This is a genomic window from Halogeometricum borinquense DSM 11551 (assembly GCF_000172995.2).
Taxonomy (GTDB): Archaea; Halobacteriota; Halobacteria; order Halobacteriales; family Haloferacaceae; genus Halogeometricum; species Halogeometricum borinquense.
The window spans coordinates 246,837-269,838 of sequence record NC_014735.1 but is presented as its reverse complement, the minus strand read 5'-3'; the positions used below and the strand labels follow the sequence as shown (position 1 = coordinate 269,838).

The window sequence follows — 23,002 nt, the reverse complement described above, 5'->3', positions numbered from 1 at the left end:
CCGAGCAACGGAGGCTACACAATCTCCATGGTTCGGAACTTCAGATACCCCACGGCGGGCGCGACGACGGTCCAGACCATCAAGACGAGAACAGTAAACCAAGACTGATGGGCCAGAACGTCCGATCCAGGCTTGAACTGTTGGAATTCGGGGTACTGGTCAATGACTCCTAGTAACCCATCCACATCGATTGCGTTTGTGGCCATTTTGTCAACAGAATATAGTATGGGAATAACAGGTAGTGATCGCCATCACTCGCACGTGCGGAAATTCGGAAATTAGATTTATTAAATGGCGAGCGATAGTTCGTTGGTAGTAATTCAGGCCACCGACATATGGGATCAAAATCATCGACCAAATAAAAAGTAAATTCACGGATATTTCTGCCATTCTTGAATGATTCTCTAGCCAGTTAAACGAGAGTATCAGCGCCTGAAATGCGGCAAAAACGCTTATCTATACAGTCACATATTATATCCGTATTGTGAGCAGTTGGGACACTGAGTTAGAGACACCTATCAAGGTGCTCTATGTGAACGACAGCTATGCGTTCACTGATTTGGTCTGTGAAGATATCGAGACCACCAACTCAGAGATCAATTGCGTTACTGCCGAGTGCGTTGGGGAGGCGCTTGAGATACTATCCTCACATCCCATCGACTGCGTCGTCACCGCCTACGAACTCCCAGACCGAACCGGAATCGATCTCATCGAATCGATACGGGCCGAAGACGACGAACTCCCAGTAATTCTGCTCACCGAGCAAGGAAACGAGAACGTTGCGACGGCGGCGACACAAGCGGACGTAACGGATTACATCCCAATTCGCTCGGACGTAGATGATTGTAATCTCCTTATCAATCGTATTCGTACGTTCGTGGAGGCGGCACGGGACCGGAAGCGTGCGAGCCAATTAGAGAACCACGTCCAACGGACACTAGAGCGGACGACTGACGCAATCTACGCCGTCGATACAGAGTGGCGTATCGAGTATATGAACGAGCAGATGGCAGAGCGCGTCGGCCGTGACCCCGAAGCGGTTATCGGCGCGAATCTCTGGGAAGAGTTTCCGTTCACCGTGGGGACTGAACTGGAAGAAAAATACCGAACTGCCATAGAGACCGGATCCCCAGTCACGTTCGAGCAGCATATCGGCGGACCACTCGACTACTGGGTTCAGGTGCGCGCGTTTCCGGACGAAAACGGACTCACAGTATTCTCTCATGAGATTACGGACGAACGAGAACGGAAACAGGAGTTAGAGCGAAACGAAACCGTCCTCAAGAACATCCACGATGCGGTGTTCGTCCTCGATGAAACGTCAACAATCCAATTCGCAAACGCCGCCGCGGCCCAGGCGTTCGACCGAACAGGCCCGGATCAACTAGAAGGAGAACAACTGAAAGATATCGTCGGAGACGCGGTCTCTCGCTCTGACATACGGGAGTTCAATCAGGCATTTGAAGAAGTACTTCATGCGGCGGAAGAAGACGACAGCAGCGCTACCCCCTACGACTGTGACCTTCACTTCGAACTGGGGACTCCACTGGAACGGCGGTGTTTCGACACGCGACTCACACCACTTCAGGCGGACGGGGAACCACAGGTACTCGTGGTTGCGCGAGACGTGACCGAGCAGAAACAGTTGGAGCATCAACTCTGGGCGCTTCAACGGACAGCACGGCGCCTCAACGTCGCCTCGTCGCCCGCTGAAGTCGGAGAAATCGGGGTCGAAGCGGTTGCAGACATACTCGAGTTCGAGATTACTGGCGTTTGGACGTACGACGAACGTGAAAACGAACTCGTTCCCGAAACCGAAACTGCGGCGGCACAAGAACAGTTCGACACCCTTCCGCGGATACCTCCCGGAGAGAGCCTCGCGTGGGAAGCGTTCGAATCCGGGGAAGTGCAGTATTGTTCCGATGTGTCCAGCGTGGACGAGTCGTACGCTCACGGGACCGAGATACACAGTGAGATAGTGGTTCCCCTCGGCGAGTACGGAATTCTCCTGGCCGCGACGACGGCCGAGCAGACGTTCGCAGAGAGGCAGATCGGTTTGTTCAAAATTCTCGGGGCGACCGTCAAGGCGGCGATGGGACGGGCCGAACGGGAAGCAACCCTGACGGAGCAAAAGCAACTCCTCGATACGATTTTCGAGTACGTCCCGATCCATCTGTTCATCAAAGACCGCGAGGGTCGTCACCAGTGGATGAGTCGCGGCCTCGTGGACGACCCCGACCAGTACATCGGCAAAACCGATGTCGAAGCCGATGCCGGGGCTTCAGAGGAGTTCTCCAAGCGCACTCACGCCGAGAGCTTACGAGTGATCGAACAGGGAGAACCCAATCCTGAATCGAGAGGAATACAACGAGGAGTTAGATCGATGGTTCCTCACCTCGAAAGTTCCGCGGGGCGACCCGGATGGGGAAATCCTCGGCGTTCTGGGCTACTCGCTCGACATCACGGAGCGAAAACGATGGGAAGAACGACTCACCGAGACGAACACGATTCTCTCGGAACTGCTTGCTAACCTCCCGGTCGGCGTGTTAGTCGAAGACGAGACGAGAGAGATAATCGCCGCCAACGAGGCACTGCACGATATTATCGACCTCTCTGGATCACCCGATGACCTCGTTGGACAGAACTGCGAAGCCGTCGCCGAGGATCTGAAACAGCAGTTTGCTGATCCGGAGGGCTTCATAACCCGCCTCGAAGAGATTCTTGCAGATCAAGAGACCGTACTGAACGAGGAATTAGCGCTTGCAGACGGACGGACAGTCGAACGAAGCTACGTGTCGTACCAACTTCCAGAAGGGAGGGGCAACATCTGGTTGTATCGTGACATCACCGAGCAGAAAAAGCGTGAGTCCGAACTCCAACGACAGGAGTTTCTGTTCGACCGCGTCCAGGAGATCGCCGAAATCGGAATCTGGGAATACTGTCCCAAGTCGGAGGAACTGCGATGGTCCGATGGAATCTATCGTATTCACGGTATCGACCTGGAGTACGAGCCGACACTCGAGGACGTGATCGAATTCTGTCATCCAGACGATAGAGAGCAGATTGCGTCGTTCTTCAATCAAGCACTCGAAGGACAGGAAACGAACAGCATCGAGACGCGAATCACTCGGGCAGACGGGGAAGTCCGCGACGTTCGGGCCTGGTGCGAACTCGTCGAGAAAGAACGATCCGGAGAGACAGTGCTTCGTGGCGTACTTCAGGACATCACCACACTGAAAGAGCAAGAACGAACGCTCCGCCAAGCACACCAACAGTTCCGGACATTCGCCGAAAACGTCGATCACGCTTTCTTCCTCGTGCCTCCCGACTACTCGGAAGTCTCATTTATGAACTCAGCTACCGAGGAGATGTATGGCGTCACCGAACAGCAACTCCGTCAAGACCCCAAAGCGTGGCTAGAGCGGATTCACCCGGACGACATCGAAGCGGTTCGGTCCGACATCGAGGCACAACAAACGACAGAAGCGGAGTGGCCCCAGCATCAAGAATTCCGAATTCAGCATCCCGAGCGGGGAGTTCGGTGGGTCCGATCTCGGGCTCACCCGATAACGAACGATGACGGAGTGGTGAAACAGATAGCCAGCATCTCGACCGATGTCACGAGTGCCGAAGAGTACAAACGTAAACTGGAGCGCCTTCAGCAGTACACCAGCCGCCTAATCGACGCCTCAGGTACGGACGAAGCGGCAGAGTTGGGCGTCGAAGCAGCCACGGACATCCTCGATGTGGAATTCTGCGGGATACATCTGCAAACGGGTAGCGAACTTCGTCAAACGGCGTTCACGGACGCAACGGGGTCGGAACACTTCACTCCGTCAACGTACGACAGAGAAGCGGAAGGAGATCCCGTGTCGAGCCTCGTCTGGGATGTCTTCGAGACGGGTGACCAACGCACGATCGACGATATCAACGAACAGAGTACACTCGCAGACCACACACCAGTTCGGAGCGCAATCGTACATCCGTTAGAGGAACACGGAGTAGTCATCGTCTCATCACTTTCTCCCGACGCGTTCAGCGCAGTCGATCAGACGTTAGTGACGCTGCTCGGTGAGGCGCTGACCGGAGCGTTGACTCGGATAGAGCGGAGTAAACTCCTCCGCGACCGCGAGCGCGAACTACAGAAACAGAACGACCGACTCGAAAAGTTCGCCAGCATCGTGTCACACGACCTCCGGAATCCGCTCAGTGTTGCACGAGGGTACATAGAACTGGCCGAAGAGAAGGGTGAAAAAGAGTACTTCGAGAAAATCAACTCGGCACTCAACCGGATGGAGGGACTCATCGAGGATCTCTTGGTACTCTCAAAAGCAAGAGACAACATCGGAGACGGGACGGAGTGTCCACTGAATGAGATCGCCCGCGAGGGATGGACGTACGTCGAGACAGGGGATGCAAATCTCCAGATCGCTGATGAAACACCGTTGGTGTACGGTGAGTGTAACCTCCTTACCGAACTGTTCGAGAACCTGTTCAGAAACGCGGTCGAACACGGCGGCGAAGATGTAACCGTGAACGTCGGTAAACTGGACCGTACGGACGGTTTCTACGTCGAAGACAACGGCACAGGGATACCACCGGAAAAACGCGAGGACGTATTCGAGTACGGATACACCACCAATCAAGGCGGGACCGGGTTCGGATTAGCAATCGTAGCCGACATTGCGAACGCGCACGGGTGGTCCATCTCACTAACGGCCAGTTCGGAGGGAGGTACACGCTTCGAGTTCGAGACAGGTGCGTAATCAGAGCAAAAAGGTCCGCGCGAGTGAGACAGGAGCCTCAGTAATCACCGAGAACGCCCACGTTCCGTGCCCGACGCTGTGTGAGATGGAACACGGCGAACCCGATTCCGAAATAGACGAGCGTGACCCCGACGAGAATCCCGATATCGATGCCATCGAACTGCCAGAGACGAACGCCACTCCGCATCGTCTGCTGAAGCATCGCGCTCCCTTGGACGACTGGAAGCACTCGCAACCACGGAATATCGAGAACGGGCGCACCGACGAGACCGAGAATGACGAGCGAGAACAGTTGCGAGAAACTGCTGATACGCTTGTAGAGTACCGCGACGCCACCCATCGCAAAGCCGAGACCGACGACAGACAGGGTCGTCAGTAGCAGAATCGAAAGGACGGTGATAACGTGCATCTGCAGTTGGGTGCCAGTGAGAATCACCATCATGGCGAGGACGGCCAGCGACACAAACAGCGCTCGCAGCATGCGCGCGATGGCTTTGATGAACAGCACCCGATTGAATCCGAACGGGCTGATGAAATGACGTTCGAGAGTCCCCCACGACGCCTCTTCGGTGATGATACCGATTGTTCCTTGATACGATTGGCCAACGAGCGACCAGAGGAAGTAGCCGACGACGAGCCCGGCAGCCGAATCCGAAAAGCCTTGACTACCGACTGCCTGTCCACCGAAGAATATCAACGCGAAAAAGAAGAACTGTCCGAAAACGACACTGGCCGCATTAACCGGATAACGGGCCCAGTTGATGACTTCGCGGGAGAGGATAGCATACGCGAGCGATCCGTATCCGGCGGTGCCAGAATTCGAAGAGCTCATTAGGAGTCCCCCGTTCCCGTAATTTCGAGGAAAACGTCCTCTAAATCCGGTTGAATCGTCTCGACTGAATCGAGCGTAACGTCGGCCTCGGCTATCGCATCGATCAACCGGTAGAACGTCTCGTTATCGGCTGTCACCTCAAAGCGGGTTCGGCGGTCGAACTGGTCGATGTCCGAAACGTCGTAGCGCTCACGAAGGAGAGACAACGTGTCCGAGTCAACGTCGTTGAGACTGATTCGGAACCGCTGCGTCTCGAACTGTTCGAGGAGTTCGGCTACCTCGCTGTTGATTATGATCTCTCCGTCGCTCATGATAATCACACGATCACAAACATCCTCGATAACGTCCATATCGTGACTCGACAGAACGACCGTCAAGTCTCGCTCATCGACGATACGTCGCAACTCTCGCCGGAGCGTCAGTGAACTCTCGACATCGAGACCCAACGTCGGTTCGTCCAGAAACGCGACAGAGACATCGCTCGCAAGAACGCTCGCCAACGAGACTTTCTGTTTCATCCCGCGAGAGAGATCACGAACAGGTTCGTCGGCTTTCTCGGATAGCTCAAGCGTATCGAGCAACTGATCGTGCCGGTCAGAAACTGCCGCTGGGTCGTCACCACCGATAGCCGCAAAGTACCGGAGGTTCTCCCGAACCGTCAGTCGCCAATAGTCGTTTCGGGCACCTTCCAACATCGCATCGACCCGGTTGAACGCCTGTCGTGGGTTCTCTGCAGTATCGATTCCGTCGATACGTACCGTCCCTGCATCGGGTCGTACCAACCCCAAAATCGATTTGATAGTAGTCGTCTTCCCCGCGCCGTTTGGGCCGAGTAAACCAACGACGGAACCCGACTCGATGGTAAACGAAACGCCGTCAACGGCAGTGACCGATTCAGCGCCGCTGCCGAACGTCTTCGTGAGACCCTCGACCGCAACGGCGGCCGTAGACTCTCGATCCGCAGTTTCCGCCGTTGACACGGATTCACTCCGGGAGGGCGCTTGTTTTGAGTGGGGACACATATAGGACAATTATCATATCTTACGGCAGATTAATGTAATGCTCTCCGGCGGCTTCTGGGCGTAGCGTGCTGTGACACCATCGTCGCAGTGCCGAAAAAAGACCGTTGCCGAGATTGGGGGAGGACCCAGCGTAGATTACTGTTTGAACGCTCCAGCGATCAGCATCGGGAAGACCAACGTCGCCTCAGCTTCGATTTGGGTGTAATTTTTGTCCTCTTCTTTGATCTTCCCCCACGACACCGCCTCGTTCGGCGGAGCGCCGGACAGTGACCCATCTCCCTCCATCCCCGTCGAGATATAGATCGCGTAATCCGCTCCGCCGCGGAAGAGGTTGGTCATGATTGCGTGGTGCTTCGGAACGCCGCCGCCGACCGCGATGAGTCCCGTCGTATCGGAGAGCAGTCCGTTTTCGATGAGTTTGTCGTAATCATCGAGAATCTCGATGCCGACCTCGGAGTCGTATCCCTGTCGGTAGTAGTAGAGGAAGTTCCCGACTTCAGCGTCCGTCAGCGCCGGACAGAACACCGGAACGTCGTTATCCGCGGCCTGCTTGAGCACGGAATCTTCGTCGTCCAACGTCTCGCCGAGTTCGCGTGCGAACGCCGTGGGTGTTCGGATCTTCTTCTCCGCGAAGAAGTCGTCGAAGAAGTCGTAGAGGTACTCTTCTAACCAGACGTATCGGTCAGAGGGGACGAAGATGTTGCCGAGACGGTTGATTCCCTGTTCTCGAAGCGCCGCTTCGTCGGCATCCCACTCGCCCATCTTGAACGGCTTCGCCGTCTTGATAACGTCCTCGGTTATCGACCCCGAAGTCGTGATCAGAACGTCTACGTAGCCTTCTCGGACCAGATAGGCAACGGCCTCTCGGAGCCCTGAGGAGATGATATTCGACGTAAACGTGAGATACACCGTCGCGTCTGCCTCTTGCATCTCTTCTGCAATTTCGACTGCTTCTGCGAGTTGCGTGGCCTGAAAGCCCGTCGTCTCGTAGGAAGAGAGCATCTCAGCGAAATCGAACGTCCCGCGGAAGTCGTAGCCACGAACGTCCGGAGTCTGTAACTCTTCGTCACTCCCGGGAACAACGTGGTCCCGACTACTGTCGTCTGTCATTGCCCTCCGTACAGGCGTGCCGAATTTGAATTAACCGAAGTGGAGACGGGTGAGGGGGAGGCGAATCACCACGTTGCCCCATCGTCACTCGTCTCGGCGATGCTTATCGGCCAGTAGAAGTCTGCTCGGAGAGAACAAGCGGCATTAATAAAATAAGATATGAAGTAATAAGATATATTAGAAAGGTGGATGGATTTGATAACCCGATGGCCACAGTGTCACGACGCGAGACGATAGCGGCGGCAGGTGCAGGACTAGCGGCGCTCTCCGGGTGTACTACAGTACTCGGAAGCGGGCAGGAAAACAGCGAGCAGTTACACGTCGGTTGGGTGCCGATATATCCGAACGTCCAGCATTTCGTCATGAGCGAGCGGGATTACTACGCCGAACTCGACGCGGAGCTCTCAACGACGGAGTTCTCCTCTGGCCCTGCCGCAGTAAAGGCATTCGCCGCCGGCGACCTCGACATCGGCTTCTTCGGCGTCACGCCCGCCATGGTCCTCACCGACAACGGCGTAGACGCCGACGTACTCGTCGCAAACTCTAAGAACGGTTTCAAAATGATCGCAACTGACGGCTTTGCCGACCGATACGACGACGACGGTGGCGACGCCTTCCAGTCGTATACGGCCGATCACGGAACCAAGCCCATCTGGGGAACCGCCCCTGATGGCTCCGTTCCGGATATTATCACCCGGTACTGGATCGAACGAGACCTCGAAGCCGGAGCGACAACAGACGTTGTCAACAAGGCGAAAGTCCCACCTGCGAAAACGCCACAGGCTGCACAATCCGGCGATATCGTCGGAACGACCGTCCAAGAACCGTACGCGACGTTGGTTGCGGAAATGGACGGCTATCGGCAAATCGAGTGGTCCGGCACCGTCCTCCCAGACCACCCCGTGACCGTCGCGTTCGTCGCAAACAGCGTCTCGAACGAACTGAAACGAGGCTTCGTGGAACAGCACATCCGTGCGACGAATGCCGTGTACGACGACCCGACTGGGGCCGCACAGGACGCAGCGGCAGTTCTCGGTCTCGACGAAGCGCTCGCCGAGCGTGCGATGCAGTCGAAAGCCGCTGCCTTTCTCTCGGACCCGCACGAGATTACCAGCCAGTCAGAGACGATGTCGAAGTTCGTCGCTGAGGTCGGCAACATCGACGGTGCCATGAGCGCAGCGGAACTGTTCGACGTTTCGGTCTACGACACCGTCGCATGAGTCTCCGAACACGCCCGGCAGTCGAGAGCGGACTGAACGTCGGCCGCAAAGCGGACGTCAACCAGTCCGTTTTGGGTGCAATCGGACTCACCAGCTTCCTCGCCGTATGGTGGCTCGCCGCAGCGCTCGTCGAACCGACGTATCTCCTCCCGGGGCCGCTCCCGGTTCTTTCGGCACTCGTAACCGAGGTAACCACGACCGCCCCACTCTCACTCCCGGTGACGGGCGGAACTGTCGAACTCCCACGCGCGATGACGCGACTCGCGCAGACATCGTTACACCTCGTTCCGGGGTTGTTGGCGGGCGCGTTCGTCGGGAACGGAGCCGGTCTCGTCATCGGCTACGCCACGCGAGCGGACGCGATAGCGACACCGGTCGTCCGCGTCCTCCGGCCGATTCCGGAACTCGCTTGGATTGCGTTCGCCATCGTCTGGTTCGGTATCGGTCACACCGGTGCGACGTTTATCGTCGCAATCGGCGCGCTCTGGATCAACTACTATGCGGCGTACTCGGGTGTTCGCGGTGTCCGCGACGGATACAAGGAGGTCGCTGCCAGTCTCGGCATCCGGACGCACGTCGGAATGCTCCGTTACGTGATTCTCCCCGCCGCCTCTCCCGCAATCGTCAACGGGTTTCGGACGAGCATCGGACGGTGTCTCATGATCGTCGTCGGCGCGGAACTGTTCGGCGCGCCCGGTGTCGGCTACGAGATTCTCAACGCCTCGAACAATCTCGACATGGCGCGGAGCATGGCGTACATGCTGTTGATCAGTGCCGTCTACATCTGCGTTGATGGGGGATATGCGGCGCTCGAATCGAGGTGGTTCGCGTGGCATCCCTGAACGGAAGCGACGGGCGTAACGAGACGGGTTCCGGAACACCAGTAATCGAAGTCAGCGGTGTGTCCAAGCGGTACGACAACAGACAAACCGTCGATGCGCTCCGCGACGTTTCGCTCACGGTCGAGGATGGGGAGTTCGTTTGCCTCGTCGGCCCATCCGGGTGCGGAAAGACGACGCTCTTTCGCATCGTCGCTGGACTCGAACCGCCAACCAGCGGCGACGTGTTCGTCACTGGGAGTCCAGTCACCGGACCGGGAATCGACCGCGGGATGGTGTTTCAGGAGTACAACCTCTTTCCGTGGCGAACGGTCGAGGGAAACGTTCGATTCGGTCTGGAACAACCAGCCTGCGACTGCCCGGACTGCACAGCGCGCGTCGAAGAACTCATCGATCTGGTTGGACTCACCGGATTCGAAGACGCCTACCCGAAGGAACTCTCCGGCGGGATGAAACAACGCGTCGCCGTCGCTCGCGCACTTGCGGTTGACCCGGAAATCCTTCTCTTAGACGAACCGTTCGGGAGTATCGACGCGCAGACGCGCGACCACCTCCAGCGAGAACTCCTCGACATCTGGCAGGAGACGGAAAAGACGATTCTTTTCGTCACCCACGAAATCGAAGAGGCAGTGACGCTCGCCGACCGAATCGTCGTCCTCGGATCGAATCCCGACGACAGCATCACAACGGTCGATATCGACGTCGAACGCCCCCGCGACCGAACCGCACCGGAGTTCGTCAGTCTCATCGAAGAAGTTCGAGAACTGATCGAACAACGAGGAAGATCGGCTGAACAGTCTCACTAGCTGTTTACCCGAGTACGGGCGGCCAGACGAATCGGATGAGCAGGTGCGAGAAGACTGTCGCATAGACGCCCGCAACGAGATCATCGATCAAGATTCCCCATCCGCCGGAGAGGCGTTCGAGCATTCGCATCGGCGGGAGTTTCGTCACATCGAACAGTCGGAACGTGGTCACCGCGGTAAACAAGAGGAGTACGTTCCAGAGAGCCATCTCCCCGTAGCCCCAATGATGCCACGGGAGAAAGAGCAGCGGAAGCGTCTGTCCTATTGCCTCGTCTGCGACGACCGTCCGCGGGTCCTTGCATCCCCAGTATCCCTCCGCCCAGTGACCGAATCGAACGCACGCAACCGAGAGTACGAGCGCGAGAGTTGGCAGAACCACGTTCAGTTGCCAGATCGGAAGCGGTGTCGTCAGAAAAACCAGAGCGACCGCAACTGGCGGGAGCGAGCCAAACGTCCCCGGAGCGACGGGTGCGTGCCCGAGTCCACCGACGGTCAAGAGAGACTCACGTCGGTTCAAATCGAGATCCCTCCCCAATACGATAGTTCGGAGACACCGAGTCCACGACGTGGTTGTGATCTTCGCCCCAGAGTATTTTGCTGCTTCGCTGTGGCGATGGTGGTCACCGCGATAGTAGCGAAGGCGCTCATAACGGCCTACCAGTCTGCGGTCCACCCATGTGCAGCGGACAGGCAAAACGCGGGGAAGCAAGCGAACGACGTGCGGAGTTGAGAGTTGTCTGTTGCATGGAAAGGATAGTAACACGGGGAGAGGAACCAATGTCCGAACTCGACCATCCCGTGTTGCAGGAACTCACTTGGCACTCGATACTGCTCGCGTCCCGAGATCATCGGAACGCAATCAGTAATCAGGCATACAACAACTTAATTCTATTCATCTATATTATAGATTAGACTAGTCTAAAAATGTGGTTAGAGGGAAGTAATGTCGGCTAGAGCAGTGACGACAAACCGAATCAACAACGGTAAATCCGACCCGTAGAACCTGAAATCATCCGATCCAGCAGTTCCACGCAATTTCTGACCGCAAGAATCAGCCTAGTCGCCATCGACCGCGGTGACGAGAATCTGCGAGGCGACCGGTCGCGGAAGGCCCATCTGTCGTCCGGTCTCGACGACAGTGACAGTCAGCATGCCGATTGGAGTCTTCTCGTCGAGACAGAGACGAACTGACGGTTCGATGCCGGCCGAGACGAGATATTCGAGCGTCTCGTCGTCCTGCGTCAAGATCCGGGTCACTTCGACGCACGACGATTCTGCGACTTCAGCCAGCGACGTGGCGTCCTCCGCGTGGGGGATATCGAGATTCGCATCCGGTATCGGGTCTCCGTGTGGGTCGATATCCGGCATATCGAGTTCCCGTTCGATCTCTCGGCAAAGCCGAGGACTGAGGTGATGTTCCAGAACGTCGGCTTCGGCGTCAACTTCACTGATCGTGTAATCGAACAGTTCCGAGAGCATCGTTTCGACCAATCGGTGCCTCCGGATCACCCCCAGTGCGTGCTCGACCCCGTCGTCTGTGAGTCGGATCGGACGATACCGTTCGCGTTCGATCAGTCCGGACTCCGAGAGCGTGTCGAGCATGCTCGAAACTGTTGCTCTCGTAACGCCGAGGCGATCAGCGATATCCGAATTCGAAACCCGACTGTTACTCTCCTGTTCGAGTCGATAGATATGACGGAGATAGTCCTCCATCTTCGGCGTCAGCGGGGGCGTAGAGTCCGTCGCATTCGGAGGATCTGAGTCGGGTTCGCTCATCTCAATTTGTCTGAACGGCGGGTGTTTGGAGGCTCGATACACCTACTGTCTGGTTGCAGACACCGTTTCAGTCTCCGGCCGATTCGGTCTGTCCGACGTCGATGCTGCCCATTTCGGGCGTCGATTCCTCACCGACGGCGGTCTGAAGTTTGCCCAAGAGGATAGTGACGATGTAGATAGCGACCGCAGTGAGGACAATCACGCCCCCGGCCGTCGCTTTGCCGTAGTAGGAGGCACCGATTCCCAGAATGACGGCCAGTTCGGCGAGAACGACCGACACGAGCAACGATTCGTTGAAACTGCGGGAGACCTGCGCTGCACCGGCGACGGGAACGACGAGCATGGCCGCAACGAGGATGACACCCATGATCTGCATCGCGCCGACGACAACCATCGCGGTCAGCATCACCATAATTCGGTTGTACCAACTTACCGAGAGTCCCGAAACCGCCGCCGCAGTCTCGTCGAACGTGACGTACAGCAACTGGTTACGCGTGAGTCCGACGACGCCGATGATGACGGCGAACAACACCAGCAATATTGCGGCGCTGTCGGGCGAAACCGTCGAGAGATTGCCGAAGAGGAACTGCTTGACACCGACGGCGAGACCGCCGGCGTTGATGCTGATCAAGGTCGTCCCCAAAGCGAATCCAGTCGAGAGGACGATTGCCATCGAAACGTCGTTGTAGGCGTCTGTGGCCTCCGAGATAAGTTCGATGAGCAAGGCGGCAATCATGGCGACGATAACCGCGGTCAGGTACGGCGAGACGCCGAGGTCGAGGACGGCGTTGAGGAACAATCCGACAGCGACCCCAGCGAAACCGGTGTGGGCGAGCGCATCACCGATCAACGCTAACTGACGGTGAACGAGGAACGTCCCGATAAGCGGTGCCATCACGCCGATACACAACCCGACGAGAATGGCGCGGTGCATGAACCCGTACTGAAGCAACTCGAGGCCGGTATATTGTGCGAGCCACGTCATAATCCCCGACCAGAACTGGAGAATCCAATACAGCGGGGCGAGAAGGGAATCCGGCGTCCCGGTCTGAAGCGGAGACAGACCCATCCCCAGCATCAGAGATCACCCAGGAAGTTCGCTGCCGTCCCAAACGCGCGAGCCAACGCATCGCTTTCGACGAACTCCGACGTCGGCCCGTCGAAGTATATCTCGCGGTTGAGACAGATGACTCGGTCTGCGTGTTCGGTAACTGCACTCAGGTCGTGTTCGATGAGGAGGATGGTGATTCCGTCCTCGTTCAACGAGTCGAGGAGGTCGTAGAACGACTCGACAGATTCGATATCGACGCCGACGGTCGGTTCGTCGAGGACGAGCAGATCAGCCTCGCTGGCGAGTGCGCGAGCGATGAACGCTCGCTGACGCTGGCCACCCGATAACTGCGTCACACGACGGTTTGCGAACGCCGTCATACCGACTGTGTCGAGCGCACGATCGACAATCTGCCAGTCTTCATCGGAAAGGCGGCCGAAGCCGACGTGTGGGAATCGGCCCATCTTGACGACCTCGCGGACGGTTATCGGCATATCCTTGGACGCGCTCGCGTGTTGAGCGACGTAGCCGATTCGGGAGCCGTCGTCGAACTGATGCGAGGGCTCGCCAAACAGTTTGGTGACACCTTTGTCCGGACGGAGCAACCCTAACATCAACTTCATCAGCGTCGATTTGCCCGACCCGTTCGGTCCGACGACTGCGGCGTACTCCCCGGAGTCTATCTGAAGCGAGATGTCCTTGACGACCGAGGCTGCCGTGTAGCCGAAATCAACCTCTGAGAGTTCGATAACCGGGTAGGAACTGTCTACGATGCCGGTACTTGCGGCGTTCTCGGCGTTCTGCGTGCTCATTCGAAGTTCCTCCACTGGTCCGCCCAGCCGTCGGGACCGACCTCTTTGGGCGCCTTGTTACCGAGGACGACCTCGAAGGTGGGCATGTTGATGTTGTAGGCGATTTCCTCGTACCCCCAGCCCATCTCGACCCAGTCTTTGCGGACGCCAGCGTACGGCGTTACCGGGAAGTACGATTCGACATCCGTCTCGGTAAGCAGTTGCTGGGCTGGACGACGCGTTTCGAACACTGCGGCACCGATGTGGTTGATATCGTTTTCCTGGATGACGCGCTTGGCTTCGGTGATATCCGTCGGTTTGACGTCGCCGCTGGCGGCGAGATTGACGACCAAGGGCCGCATCTCGACGCCGTAGGTGACGCCGAGGTACTGGAAGGCGTTGTGCGCTGCCAACTGAACGACATCTCGATCTGCGCGGTCGAAAATGTCCGCGTAGTCTTGATCGATGCGGTCGAGAACGTCCGTCTTGTACGTCTCGGCGTTCTTCCGGAAGGCGTCCTCGTGCTCGGGTGCGAGTTTCGCAAGCCCATCGGCGATGTTATCGACCGATTGAGCCGCACGATTCGGGTCAAGCCAGAAATGCGGGTCCTTTCCGCGATTCTCACCGATACCCTCTTCTTCAGGATCGAGACTGGCAGCGAGATCAACCAGTTCGATACCCTCGCGGACGTTGATAAGTTGGGTATCGACGTTGTCTCCTTTGATCGTCTTGATCGCTCGGTCAGCCCACGGCTGGAAGTCCTCACCGACGTGGATGAAGGCGTCAGCCTCGATAATCTTCTTCGTAATGCTCGCGTTCGGCTTCCATCCGTGTCCGTGCAGACCCGTCGGAATGAGATTCTCTATCTCGACCGGCGTGTCGCGTGCGACCTTGCGTGCGAAGTCGTAGAAACTGAAGAACGACGCGACAGAGAGCGTTTGCGATTCAGAATCATCAGAACCGCTTGGCGAACCGGTAACGGAGCCGTTCGATTCGTTGTTTTCAGCGGTGCCGCTCCCCATGCAGCCAGCGAGACCAGTAGTAACAAGACCTGCACCTGCAGTAAGAGCTTGCCGCCGTGAGAAGTGCTTCTGCAAACGTGATTGGTTCGTATCGTCCATCTTCGACTAATCGGTGTCCTAGCTAATTATATAATACTTGCCATCTAAAATAAGGATTAGATTAATCTAATCCATGAGTTGGCAGTGAATCAGAAGGCAGATGGAGCGAACCACGTCGGAGTCACCACCAACAGAACGGAGAGATTTCTCGTGAGATCAGGAACTGGCGTGAAGGAACGGCGTCGGAGAAGACAGATGTTCGAAGGAGTCCCCCCTCATTTCGTCTGTTAGACCATCGTGCGAGACTGTTCTCGTAGCGGGGAGAATAGAAAAGCAGACAGGAGTGCAAAAGCGCAAGACTGCGCGGTGAACTGGCAGAAACTCACGTATGTGAATCTGTCCCGAACGAGCTCACAGTCAAAGATTGTCAAGTCGTGTTACCGTCACCGTACAGCGCCACCAGTCGTGCCTCCGCCTTCCGCAAGTGATTCGCCGTGGTACTTTTCGAGCAGTCTAACCGGTCTGCAACATCGCGCACACCCGCGTTGCGAGGCACATCGTAGTAACCGATTTCGCGGGCGACAGAGACCACTTCTCGCTGTCGTTCGGTCAGGACTGCAACGGATGACTCCCGGTGGGCGTCGTACTCGCCGAGTCGGTCCACCGAGACGGACACGTGGCTTGGCAAGCCAGCGACAACCGCTTGGAGTTCAGAATCGTGACCGGCGATTTCGAGTTGCATCTCCCCATCTGGCCCGTACACGATTGGCGGGACTACGAGGAGATCAGTGTCTGTGAGCAGCGTTCGAAGTTCTCGTGCGATGCCGTTCGTTGCCTCGGTGACGTAGACGTAGAAACTGCGGTCGTCAACCGGCGTAATGTCGTATTCGACGATAGTATCGACTGCATCGAGCGCATCGATGTACTCATCGCTCCCTTCGGCGACATCGCCGACGACGTGGAACAGCGTCGTAACTGCAGATGGGTCCGAGAAGTTCCAATGTCTGAGGTAGGCGCGACGAATTAACTCTTGCTCGCTGAGAAACTGGTGCATCGGATGACGGACCTCCGACGGGAGGTGAAGTCGAAGTTGGAGATACCGCATCGTCCGATGAACCGACCAGCTAATAATAAAAGCACGGACGTGTCCGACACAACAACGTTGGTCAAGCGTCAAAATCGATACGTATGAGCACCGAAGGAGGCTACCCGCCCGGGGATGGCGGACTCCCAGTCGTCGGCAACACGGTCGAGTTGAGCCGCGATATCCTCGAGTTCTACGAGGGTCTGCGGAACGAGTACGGTCGTATCGCCAGCTACCGCGTATTCGGTACCGACGCGTGCATGGTTGCAGACCCCGAAGCGATTCGGCAAATCCTCCTCGAAGACCACGATGCCTACGAGAAAGGAGACGTGCTAACTCGAAGTCTGGGCGATGCGATGGGCGACGGGTTGTTTCTCTCAGCGGGTGAGCAGTGGCACCGCCAGCGAACGCGGATGCAACCGGCGTTCTATCGGGAACGGTTAGACACCTACGTACCCGCGATGCGCGATACCGCGTCACAGTCGCTCGACGACTGGCACGACGAAGCCGTCATTGAAGTGAACGACGCGATGACGGCGATGACTATCGACGTACTCGGACGGACGCTGTTCGGCGTGGACGTGGCTGACGAACCGGTCGTTACGGACGCGTCCGATGCCATCCTCGCTCGATTCGATACCAACCGGTTCTGGTCGTTCCTCCCGGACAGCGTTCCGACGCCGACGAATCGACGCTACAGGCGGGAGATCGAGCGGCTACGGGAGTTCGTAGACGGGTTGGCAGACCAGCGTCGTCGTCGGCCGCGAGAAGAACGCGGCGACGACTTACTGTCGATTCTCGTCGGGTTCGTCGAGTCGGGCGACCTGACGATGTCGGAGTTCCGCGACAATCTGATTACGTTCCTGTTCGCCGGCCACGAGACGACAGCGCTCGGGCTTACCTACACGGTCCTCTGTCTTGCTCGGAACCCTGACGAACAGGAACGAATTCGCGCTGAAGTCGATTCTGTCTGTGACGGGTCCGTGACTGCCGCAGACCTGCCGGAACTCGAACAGACCGGACGCGCTATCGACGAAGCACTGCGACTCTACCCACCCGTGTACCTGTTCTTCAGAGAGACGGCGAGAGACGTCAAATTGGCGGGATATCGAATTCCGAACGGAACGACGCTGGTGTTGTCACCGTGGGTGGTCCACCGCGATTCGGCGTGGTGGGACGATCCGCAGACCTACCGACCGGATCGCTTCGCCGGGGAGTCAGACCGTCCGGAGTACGCCTACTTCCCGTTCGGCGGTGGCCCGCGTCACTGCATCGGGATGCGATTCGCTCGCATGGAGATGAAAACGGTTATCGCGTCGATACTCCGCCGGTACGAGTTCGAGTTAGTCTCGGACCCCGACCCGGAACTAATCGCTAGCTCGAACCTCAAACCCGCAGAGGACATCGAGATTCGAGTGTCCGAGCGGGCGTCCACCACCAGCAACTGAAGTCGAAAGCTCCCTCCGAGTTCTCTGTCGCAGTATGTGTCAACTATCTATTATTTAAGAATCATAATCGATACGCTGACATTCATACTTATTAGACTAATCCACTATATCATACCAGAGATGGCTCAGAAGGGGGAGAACGCGCATTCGACGACGAATAACGGTGGAAGGATGCGATCACCGGTCGCAAAAAAAAAAGCTTAATATTCGATAACAAATGACAGAGAATGCGTTACGCCGGGAACTCCAGAGGACAGAGCGCTTCTTGGAGTTAGTACTCGAAACTGGTCGGATGAACGGGTCGTTCGTTGACACCGAACTGCGACACACGTGGGTCGCCAAACCGACACTCGGGGTGTCTAAAGAAGAAATAATCGGGAAAACGGATGCAGAACTGTTCACGGACGCTGTTTCTGGACCGGTAATGGAGGCCAAGCGGGAAGCAATAGAGACAGAATCACACGTCGAACGGGAGTTCACATCAATCCACTCATCGAGACAGAACCGCTACAGAATAGCCGCAGAGCCGATCTACGACACTGACGACAAGCTCGAAGGGGCGATGTGCGCCGCAATCGACCTCTCGGGGCAGTACCAGTTTCTGGAACGGACGACCGATTCCGTCTTCACGGTCGATTCCGACTGGAACGTGACGTTCTGGAACGAACGAATTGCAGAGCGGACCGACATCGAACCCGGTGAAATCGTCGGAGAGAACATCTGGGATGTCTACGAGGAGCGCATCCCGACGGAACTCAAAGCACAATTCCGTCGCGTGATGGAAACCGGAGAGCCGGCGGAAACAGAACAGTATCTTCCAGAGCCGTTCGGCTATTGGGTCGAAATCCGTATGTTCGCCGACGACGACGGACTGTCCGTTTACTCGCGGGAGATTACGGAGCGAAAAGAGTACGAGCAACAGCTTGAATCACAGCGCGATACACTCGATATTCTCAATCAAGTTCTTCGTCACGACATCCGCAACGACCTCCAGATGGTTTCCGGCTACGCCGATTTAATCGCCGAACAACTCGACGAGGAAGACAAAGCGTACGTCGAGACGATTCAGAAGCGTGCCGAACACGCTGTCGAACTCACCCGAACGGCCCGAGAGATTTCGGAAGTCCTGTTCGCAGACGTGAGCGAGACCGGTACAGAGGAGCTTCAAGAGAGTCTACTGAGTGAGGTCGAAGATATCCGTGCGGCGAATTCGGACGCGGTTGTCACGGTCGATGAACCGGTTCCGGACGTAACGGTGTCGGCCGACGATATGCTTCCGTCGGTTTTCCGCAACCTGCTAAAGAACGCTGTCCTGCACAACGACAAGCAAGTGCCGGAGATTACTGTTACTATCGACGAACGCGACGACGAGATCATCGTCCGAGTCGCGGACAACGGACCGGGGATTCCCGACAACCAAAAGGAGAAAATCTTCGGAAAGGGCGAGAAAGGACTCGACAGCGAGGGAACCGGTATCGGTCTCTACCTCGTCCAAACGCTCGTCGAAGGCTACGGTGGGAGTATCGAAGTCGAAGACAACGAGCCGGAAGGAGCCGTCTTTTCGGTTACACTCCCGAAAGCCGCGTAGCGACGACGGGAGCGTTCCCGGCGAGCCGAAGCACTAGCAGTATCTGAAAGTCAGCGTTGTCGATACCCAACCGACTCAATACTCGCACGCCAATACGGCATGTCGCCGCTGGGAAGCGTCCACTCGACGGATGCCTCAGTCGGAATCCGTATTCCGTCGTGCCACTCGTACTCCGAAAAGTACCCCGTCCACCGTTCGAGACTATCGTCCTCCTGCCGATAGCGCGCCGCTGCAGACACACGCCTGACGAGACCGTCATCATCGAAGTGAAAGACGAGCGAGGCAGTGTTGCCCCGGTCCTCAATCGTCGCTCTGGCGGCGTACTCATCGATTGGCTCCCACTCGACGTGCTCACCGGGAAGCAGTGCCGTCGGGAACCAAACAGCTTCTGCCAGATACCGAAGTAACTCTCCTTCGTTCATCGCTTCACCGGGGGGTGCGTTAGCGACAGAGAACGCCGAAAGAAGCATCGCCCGAAGCGATCCGCGGCCGCGTTCGTAGGCGTCAACGACACGAACCGAAACGAACGGGAGTACCTCGATATCAGCGTCCCAAACAAATCCCGGTGGGTCAACTGTGTAGTACTGGGTAGCCCGCAGTGGCTTCCACGAACCTGACCGGCCACCGAACCTGAACTCCCCGCGTTGTGACAGACGGGCGGCGCGAACACGAGGCTGTCCATCTTCGAGAACGGCCTCGAAGTATCGTCTCACAGGCTCAGGAAGGTGTTCGACATCTTCCCGCTGATAGGTCAGCTTCGAGGTCGGCTTGGCGGCCGAAAGGAGGTCCTCGATACGCTTTTTCGTCGTCTGGTCGTACCGAACGCGCCGAAGTGAGGCGGCGGCAGCGACAGTGAGAGCGGTGACTGGAAGCCACCGGCGAACGGTTTTCGAGCCCATAGCGGAGATGTGTTCCCCAACACCGTGAGTGTTCACCGACCGAGAGGCTCACATCGAAACAAAGTGATCAGCAGTCCGCGGCAACCGCCGCAGCAAAAACAGCGTCGTATTTGCCGCACGCTGTTGAGTTCGACCAGAAAGAGACAGGAGGAGAATGAGGTCTTGTATACAAGAGATGCAGATATAGATTCGTGCGTGCGATATCTATACTGAGAATCTGGAGTAAATATAGGTGAAAAGGGAGATAATCGAGTTATTTATGAATAAATTGGGAGATATAAAACCAAAGTTTCACTAACTAAGTTTCAATATGGTTTCGACTAGCTCTCCTAGAGATAGGGCCGTACAGGTTGATTGACTACATACCCCTATTGATAATATATTGACATACATTCAGCGATAGAGCGTGGTGAACTTCCGCTCCGCAAAGGAAACGTTCATACATATCAGTTCGTACGAAAGAGTAGATGAGTGATAACCGGCATCGAGTGCTGATCGTCGAGGACGACTTACAAGTCGCCAAGACGTACGAACACTGGCTTTCTGCTGACTACCGAGTAGAGTTAGCGATGGGTGGGCGAGAAGCGCTCGATGCTGTTCACGACGCGATTGACGTGATTCTCCTCGATCGTCGGATGCCAGGAGTGTCAGGTGACGAAGTCCTCGAACGAATTCACGAGCGCGATATCGACTGTTACGTTGCAATCGTTTCGGCGGTGGACCCCGGTGGGAGATACTCAAGATGGGATTCGACGCATACCTAACGAAGCCGATCAAACGACAGGAACTCAGAGACCTCGTGCAGCAATTGCTCTCCCGCAGCGAATTTGCGGCCGAGATACGGAGCCTCTACGCGCTACAGAACAAAGCAGCGGTTCTCCGGGAATCGAAGTCGGAGGCGGAACTGAAACAGAGTCTCGCTTACAGTCAGTTGCAGGCGGCTATCGAAGAGCGAAAGTCGTCGCTCGACGCGGAAAGAGAACGGCTTGCAGACGATCACGAGTTTATCTCACAGATCCGGGACATCGAAGAATCTATCTCGGAGACGGAGCAATGACATCGTCACGCGATTCAGACAGTGGTTCCAGTCCCGGCGAGTGTACGGGCGTAAATCTCCTGCTGTACGACGAGTTCGATCCTGCCCACGAAGAGCAACTGCTGATGACAGCACTCGGGTTAGAACACGACCGTGATGATGGCATCGTCGTCGTCGATACCCACGGGAACTGGGAGCGTACGTCGAAGTACCAGGAACTGGCGAAGGCCGAGCCGATCTGTCTGATTACGACCGACGACGAGCAGATGCCTGCATCACACCCATTCCATAGCGTCCACGTCGCGGCCGACCTCACCGATATCGGTATCGGAATGGTCGGCGCGTTCGAGACACTCGACGGCGCAACCGTTCGCGTCGTGTTCGAATCGGTCTCCGACCTGATCGAAACGACTGACGAAGAAGCCGTATTCAGCTTTCTACAACTGATAACTGAGCGCGTTCGCGTGGGCGGCCACTTCGGCCTGTTCACGTGCGACCCATCTCGTCACGCACCGAGTACTGTTGCGACTATCGAATCACTGTTCGACGATGTCGTGACCCAAGCACGTGTCAAGTCGCAAGAACGCAAGCAGTTGAACAAGCTACTGAAAGAGGCAAACAGCGGTAGCGAGCAACGCTAACCTCAGTAGCGGGACGCCAGCGGACCAGTAGAAGACGGACGCAGTCCGCCGTTTGCTTCGATTTCAGTTTATGCAGATTTCGTTGGCGCATACCCATGCCACTGCTCCGGTACCGACCCGTTCTTTGTACGACGGATACTCCAACAGCAGTGATGCGAGAGTACACAACTAGACAGGTATATCAAAATCTGAGAATTGGATTCCAACTACTTTCATTGTAGTCCTCGGATGACATACCATCATCGATTCGTTCGAATAATCGGTTTACTCTCCGAAATTTGGGAATATTACTCGTTTGAGAATGCAATCATGATCATCCATTGACAGACTCAAATGCAGTAATTATTAAATACGGTGATCTAATATTTATAGGTGGACAAAATATGGGTAAATCTTCTACGTCCCCGTCTCGGCGGGGAGGGAAAGGTCCCAAGATCGAGCGAGTCGCCGAGCGGTACAGTATTACCGGACTCGGTGACGAGCTCGTCGAACGGTGGCGGGGGGATCAGGGGGAACAGGAGAGTCTTCGCACGCTCGCAGATGACGTTAACGTGCGAATTATCGAGGCCGCACTACGTCAAGCCGGCGAACACCCGGTCGATGGAGAGGCAGAAAACTTCTATCGGTTACTGACCAGCGACGACGTAACCGCGGGGAACCAGACCGATGCGCGCAACACACTCGCCTCGAAAAACATCGACACCGAGCGTCTCGAGGCGGATTTTATTTCGTACCAATCGGTGTATAACTATCTAAAGCGCCATCGGAACGTCGAACGAGAAGACGACGGTTCATCGACGAACGGAGACGGGTTCAGGACGGTAAAGAAGATCTCAAATCGTCTTCGGTCAGTGACTGAGGACGCCGTAGACCGGGTCGCAGCCAACGAGGATGTGACGGTGGGGTCGCCGGAGGTCTCGGTGGACGTGCGAATCGTCTGTACAGATTGCGATGTCCGACTTACACCCGACGAGTTCGTCGAAGGGGGATGTCGGTGCGAATGATTCCGGTCATTCGCCCGCAGCAAGCGGT

22 protein-coding genes and 1 pseudogene are annotated in these 23,002 nt (G+C 56.5%); 12 read left to right on the top strand and 11 right to left on the bottom strand.

What is annotated here, in order from left to right; translation table 11 throughout:
- Positions 1-14: 14 nt before the first annotated feature.
- The gene (locus HBOR_RS15425) at positions 15-206 is read right to left on the bottom strand and encodes a hypothetical protein (protein WP_006055978.1); all 192 of its coding nucleotides are present in this window, start codon (positions 204-206) and stop codon (positions 15-17) included.
- Positions 207-484: 278 nt separating this feature from the next.
- Here HBOR_RS15425 and HBOR_RS15420 point away from each other — a divergent pair, with 278 nt between their 5' ends.
- The 3 genes and pseudogenes from HBOR_RS15420 (at position 485) to HBOR_RS20585 (ending at position 4,766) form a co-directional block, all read left to right on the top strand.
- On the top strand, positions 485-2,530 hold the full coding sequence (locus HBOR_RS15420; RefSeq protein ID WP_013446595.1) for a PAS domain-containing protein: 2,046 nt from the start codon (positions 485-487) through the stop codon (positions 2,528-2,530).
- Positions 2,424-4,082: pseudogene (locus HBOR_RS20590) on the top strand (PAS domain-containing protein); the annotation flags it as partial. The gene HBOR_RS15420 and the pseudogene HBOR_RS20590, both read left to right, overlap by 107 nt.
- Entirely contained in the window at positions 4,059-4,766 is a 708-nt protein-coding gene (locus tag HBOR_RS20585; protein WP_394297791.1) for a sensor histidine kinase, read from the top strand. The pseudogene HBOR_RS20590 and the gene HBOR_RS20585, both read left to right, overlap by 24 nt.
- A gap of 37 nt (positions 4,767-4,803) precedes the next feature.
- On the opposite strand, the gene HBOR_RS15410 is transcribed toward HBOR_RS20585, so the two are convergent.
- From HBOR_RS15410 to HBOR_RS15400, 3 genes are all read right to left on the bottom strand, one after another.
- On the bottom strand, positions 4,804-5,598 hold the full coding sequence (locus HBOR_RS15410; protein ID WP_006055976.1) for an ABC transporter permease: 795 nt from the start codon (positions 5,596-5,598) through the stop codon (positions 4,804-4,806).
- A complete protein-coding gene (locus HBOR_RS15405; protein WP_049890643.1) occupies positions 5,598-6,620 on the bottom strand; it encodes an ABC transporter ATP-binding protein in 1,023 nt (340 codons plus the stop codon). The genes HBOR_RS15410 and HBOR_RS15405 overlap by 1 nt, the downstream gene beginning before the upstream one ends.
- A gap of 135 nt (positions 6,621-6,755) precedes the next feature.
- The gene (locus HBOR_RS15400) at positions 6,756-7,730 is read right to left on the bottom strand and encodes a deoxyhypusine synthase (protein ID WP_006055974.1); all 975 of its coding nucleotides are present in this window, start codon (positions 7,728-7,730) and stop codon (positions 6,756-6,758) included.
- A gap of 206 nt (positions 7,731-7,936) precedes the next feature.
- Here HBOR_RS15400 and HBOR_RS15395 point away from each other — a divergent pair, with 206 nt between their 5' ends.
- The 3 genes from HBOR_RS15395 to HBOR_RS15385 are packed head-to-tail and all read left to right on the top strand — an operon-like array spanning position 7,937 to position 10,595.
- Positions 7,937-8,950 carry a CmpA/NrtA family ABC transporter substrate-binding protein gene (locus HBOR_RS15395; RefSeq protein ID WP_013446593.1) on the top strand — a complete coding sequence of 338 codons (1,014 nt, stop codon included), beginning with the start codon at positions 7,937-7,939 and terminating at the stop codon, positions 8,948-8,950.
- Positions 8,947-9,792 carry an ABC transporter permease gene (locus tag HBOR_RS15390; protein WP_006055972.1) on the top strand — a complete coding sequence of 282 codons (846 nt, stop codon included), beginning with the start codon at positions 8,947-8,949 and terminating at the stop codon, positions 9,790-9,792. The genes HBOR_RS15395 and HBOR_RS15390 overlap by 4 nt, the downstream gene beginning before the upstream one ends.
- Positions 9,780-10,595, top strand: a complete 816-nt coding sequence (locus tag HBOR_RS15385; RefSeq protein ID WP_006055971.1) for an ABC transporter ATP-binding protein — start codon at positions 9,780-9,782, stop codon at positions 10,593-10,595. Before HBOR_RS15390 ends, HBOR_RS15385 begins: the two co-directional genes overlap by 13 nt.
- A 4-nt stretch (positions 10,596-10,599) precedes the next feature.
- Here HBOR_RS15385 and HBOR_RS15380 read toward each other — a convergent pair whose 3' ends face one another.
- The 6 genes from HBOR_RS15380 to HBOR_RS15355 all read right to left on the bottom strand — a co-directional run bounded on the left by HBOR_RS15380 (position 10,600) and on the right by HBOR_RS15355 (position 16,379).
- The gene (locus tag HBOR_RS15380) at positions 10,600-11,112 is read right to left on the bottom strand and encodes a phosphatidylglycerophosphatase A family protein (RefSeq protein ID WP_241432391.1); all 513 of its coding nucleotides are present in this window, start codon (positions 11,110-11,112) and stop codon (positions 10,600-10,602) included.
- A 539-nt stretch (positions 11,113-11,651) separates the two neighbouring features.
- Positions 11,652-12,371, bottom strand: a complete 720-nt coding sequence (locus tag HBOR_RS15375; protein ID WP_006055969.1) for a metal-dependent transcriptional regulator — start codon at positions 12,369-12,371, stop codon at positions 11,652-11,654.
- Positions 12,372-12,438: 67 nt separating this feature from the next.
- Positions 12,439-13,449: a metal ABC transporter permease gene (locus tag HBOR_RS15370; RefSeq protein WP_013446591.1), complete on the bottom strand. Its 1,011-nt coding sequence runs from the start codon at positions 13,447-13,449 to the stop codon at positions 12,439-12,441.
- Positions 13,449-14,234 (bottom strand): metal ABC transporter ATP-binding protein, encoded by a 786-nt coding sequence (locus HBOR_RS15365; RefSeq protein ID WP_049890642.1) that lies wholly within the window; start codon positions 14,232-14,234, stop codon positions 13,449-13,451. Before HBOR_RS15365 ends, HBOR_RS15370 begins: the two co-directional genes overlap by 1 nt.
- On the bottom strand, positions 14,231-15,334 hold the full coding sequence (locus HBOR_RS15360; protein WP_049890636.1) for a metal ABC transporter substrate-binding protein: 1,104 nt from the start codon (positions 15,332-15,334) through the stop codon (positions 14,231-14,233). The genes HBOR_RS15365 and HBOR_RS15360 overlap by 4 nt, the downstream gene beginning before the upstream one ends.
- Before the next feature lie 367 nt (positions 15,335-15,701).
- Positions 15,702-16,379 carry a helix-turn-helix domain-containing protein gene (locus tag HBOR_RS15355; protein WP_006055965.1) on the bottom strand — a complete coding sequence of 226 codons (678 nt, stop codon included), beginning with the start codon at positions 16,377-16,379 and terminating at the stop codon, positions 15,702-15,704.
- 83 nt (positions 16,380-16,462) lie between these two features.
- On the opposite strand from HBOR_RS15355, the gene HBOR_RS15350 reads away from it, so the two are divergent.
- Both HBOR_RS15350 and HBOR_RS15345 read left to right on the top strand, forming a co-directional pair.
- Positions 16,463-17,806 (top strand): cytochrome P450, encoded by a 1,344-nt coding sequence (locus HBOR_RS15350; RefSeq protein WP_006055964.1) that lies wholly within the window; start codon positions 16,463-16,465, stop codon positions 17,804-17,806.
- 217 nt (positions 17,807-18,023) lie between these two features.
- Entirely contained in the window at positions 18,024-19,394 is a 1,371-nt protein-coding gene (locus HBOR_RS15345; RefSeq protein ID WP_006055963.1) for an ATP-binding protein, read from the top strand.
- Between the two features lie 50 nt (positions 19,395-19,444).
- Here HBOR_RS15345 and HBOR_RS15340 read toward each other — a convergent pair whose 3' ends face one another.
- Positions 19,445-20,293, bottom strand: a complete 849-nt coding sequence (locus HBOR_RS15340; protein ID WP_006055962.1) for a DUF6544 family protein — start codon at positions 20,291-20,293, stop codon at positions 19,445-19,447.
- 467 nt (positions 20,294-20,760) lie between these two features.
- Between HBOR_RS15340 and HBOR_RS15335 the strand changes: the two genes are divergently transcribed.
- The 4 genes from HBOR_RS15335 to rdfA all read left to right on the top strand — a co-directional run bounded on the left by HBOR_RS15335 (position 20,761) and on the right by rdfA (position 22,974).
- A complete protein-coding gene (locus HBOR_RS15335; protein ID WP_006055961.1) occupies positions 20,761-21,057 on the top strand; it encodes a response regulator transcription factor in 297 nt (98 codons plus the stop codon).
- Entirely contained in the window at positions 21,036-21,350 is a 315-nt protein-coding gene (locus HBOR_RS15330; protein ID WP_006055960.1) for a HalX domain-containing protein, read from the top strand. The genes HBOR_RS15335 and HBOR_RS15330 overlap by 22 nt, the downstream gene beginning before the upstream one ends.
- Complete coding sequence (locus HBOR_RS15325) at positions 21,347-21,970, top strand: DUF7504 family protein (RefSeq protein WP_006055959.1); 624 nt, start codon at positions 21,347-21,349, stop codon at positions 21,968-21,970. The genes HBOR_RS15330 and HBOR_RS15325 overlap by 4 nt, the downstream gene beginning before the upstream one ends.
- Positions 21,971-22,353: 383 nt before the next feature.
- Positions 22,354-22,974 carry a rod-determining factor RdfA gene (gene rdfA, locus HBOR_RS15320; RefSeq protein WP_006055958.1) on the top strand — a complete coding sequence of 207 codons (621 nt, stop codon included), beginning with the start codon at positions 22,354-22,356 and terminating at the stop codon, positions 22,972-22,974.
- Positions 22,975-23,002: the final 28 nt, after the last annotated feature.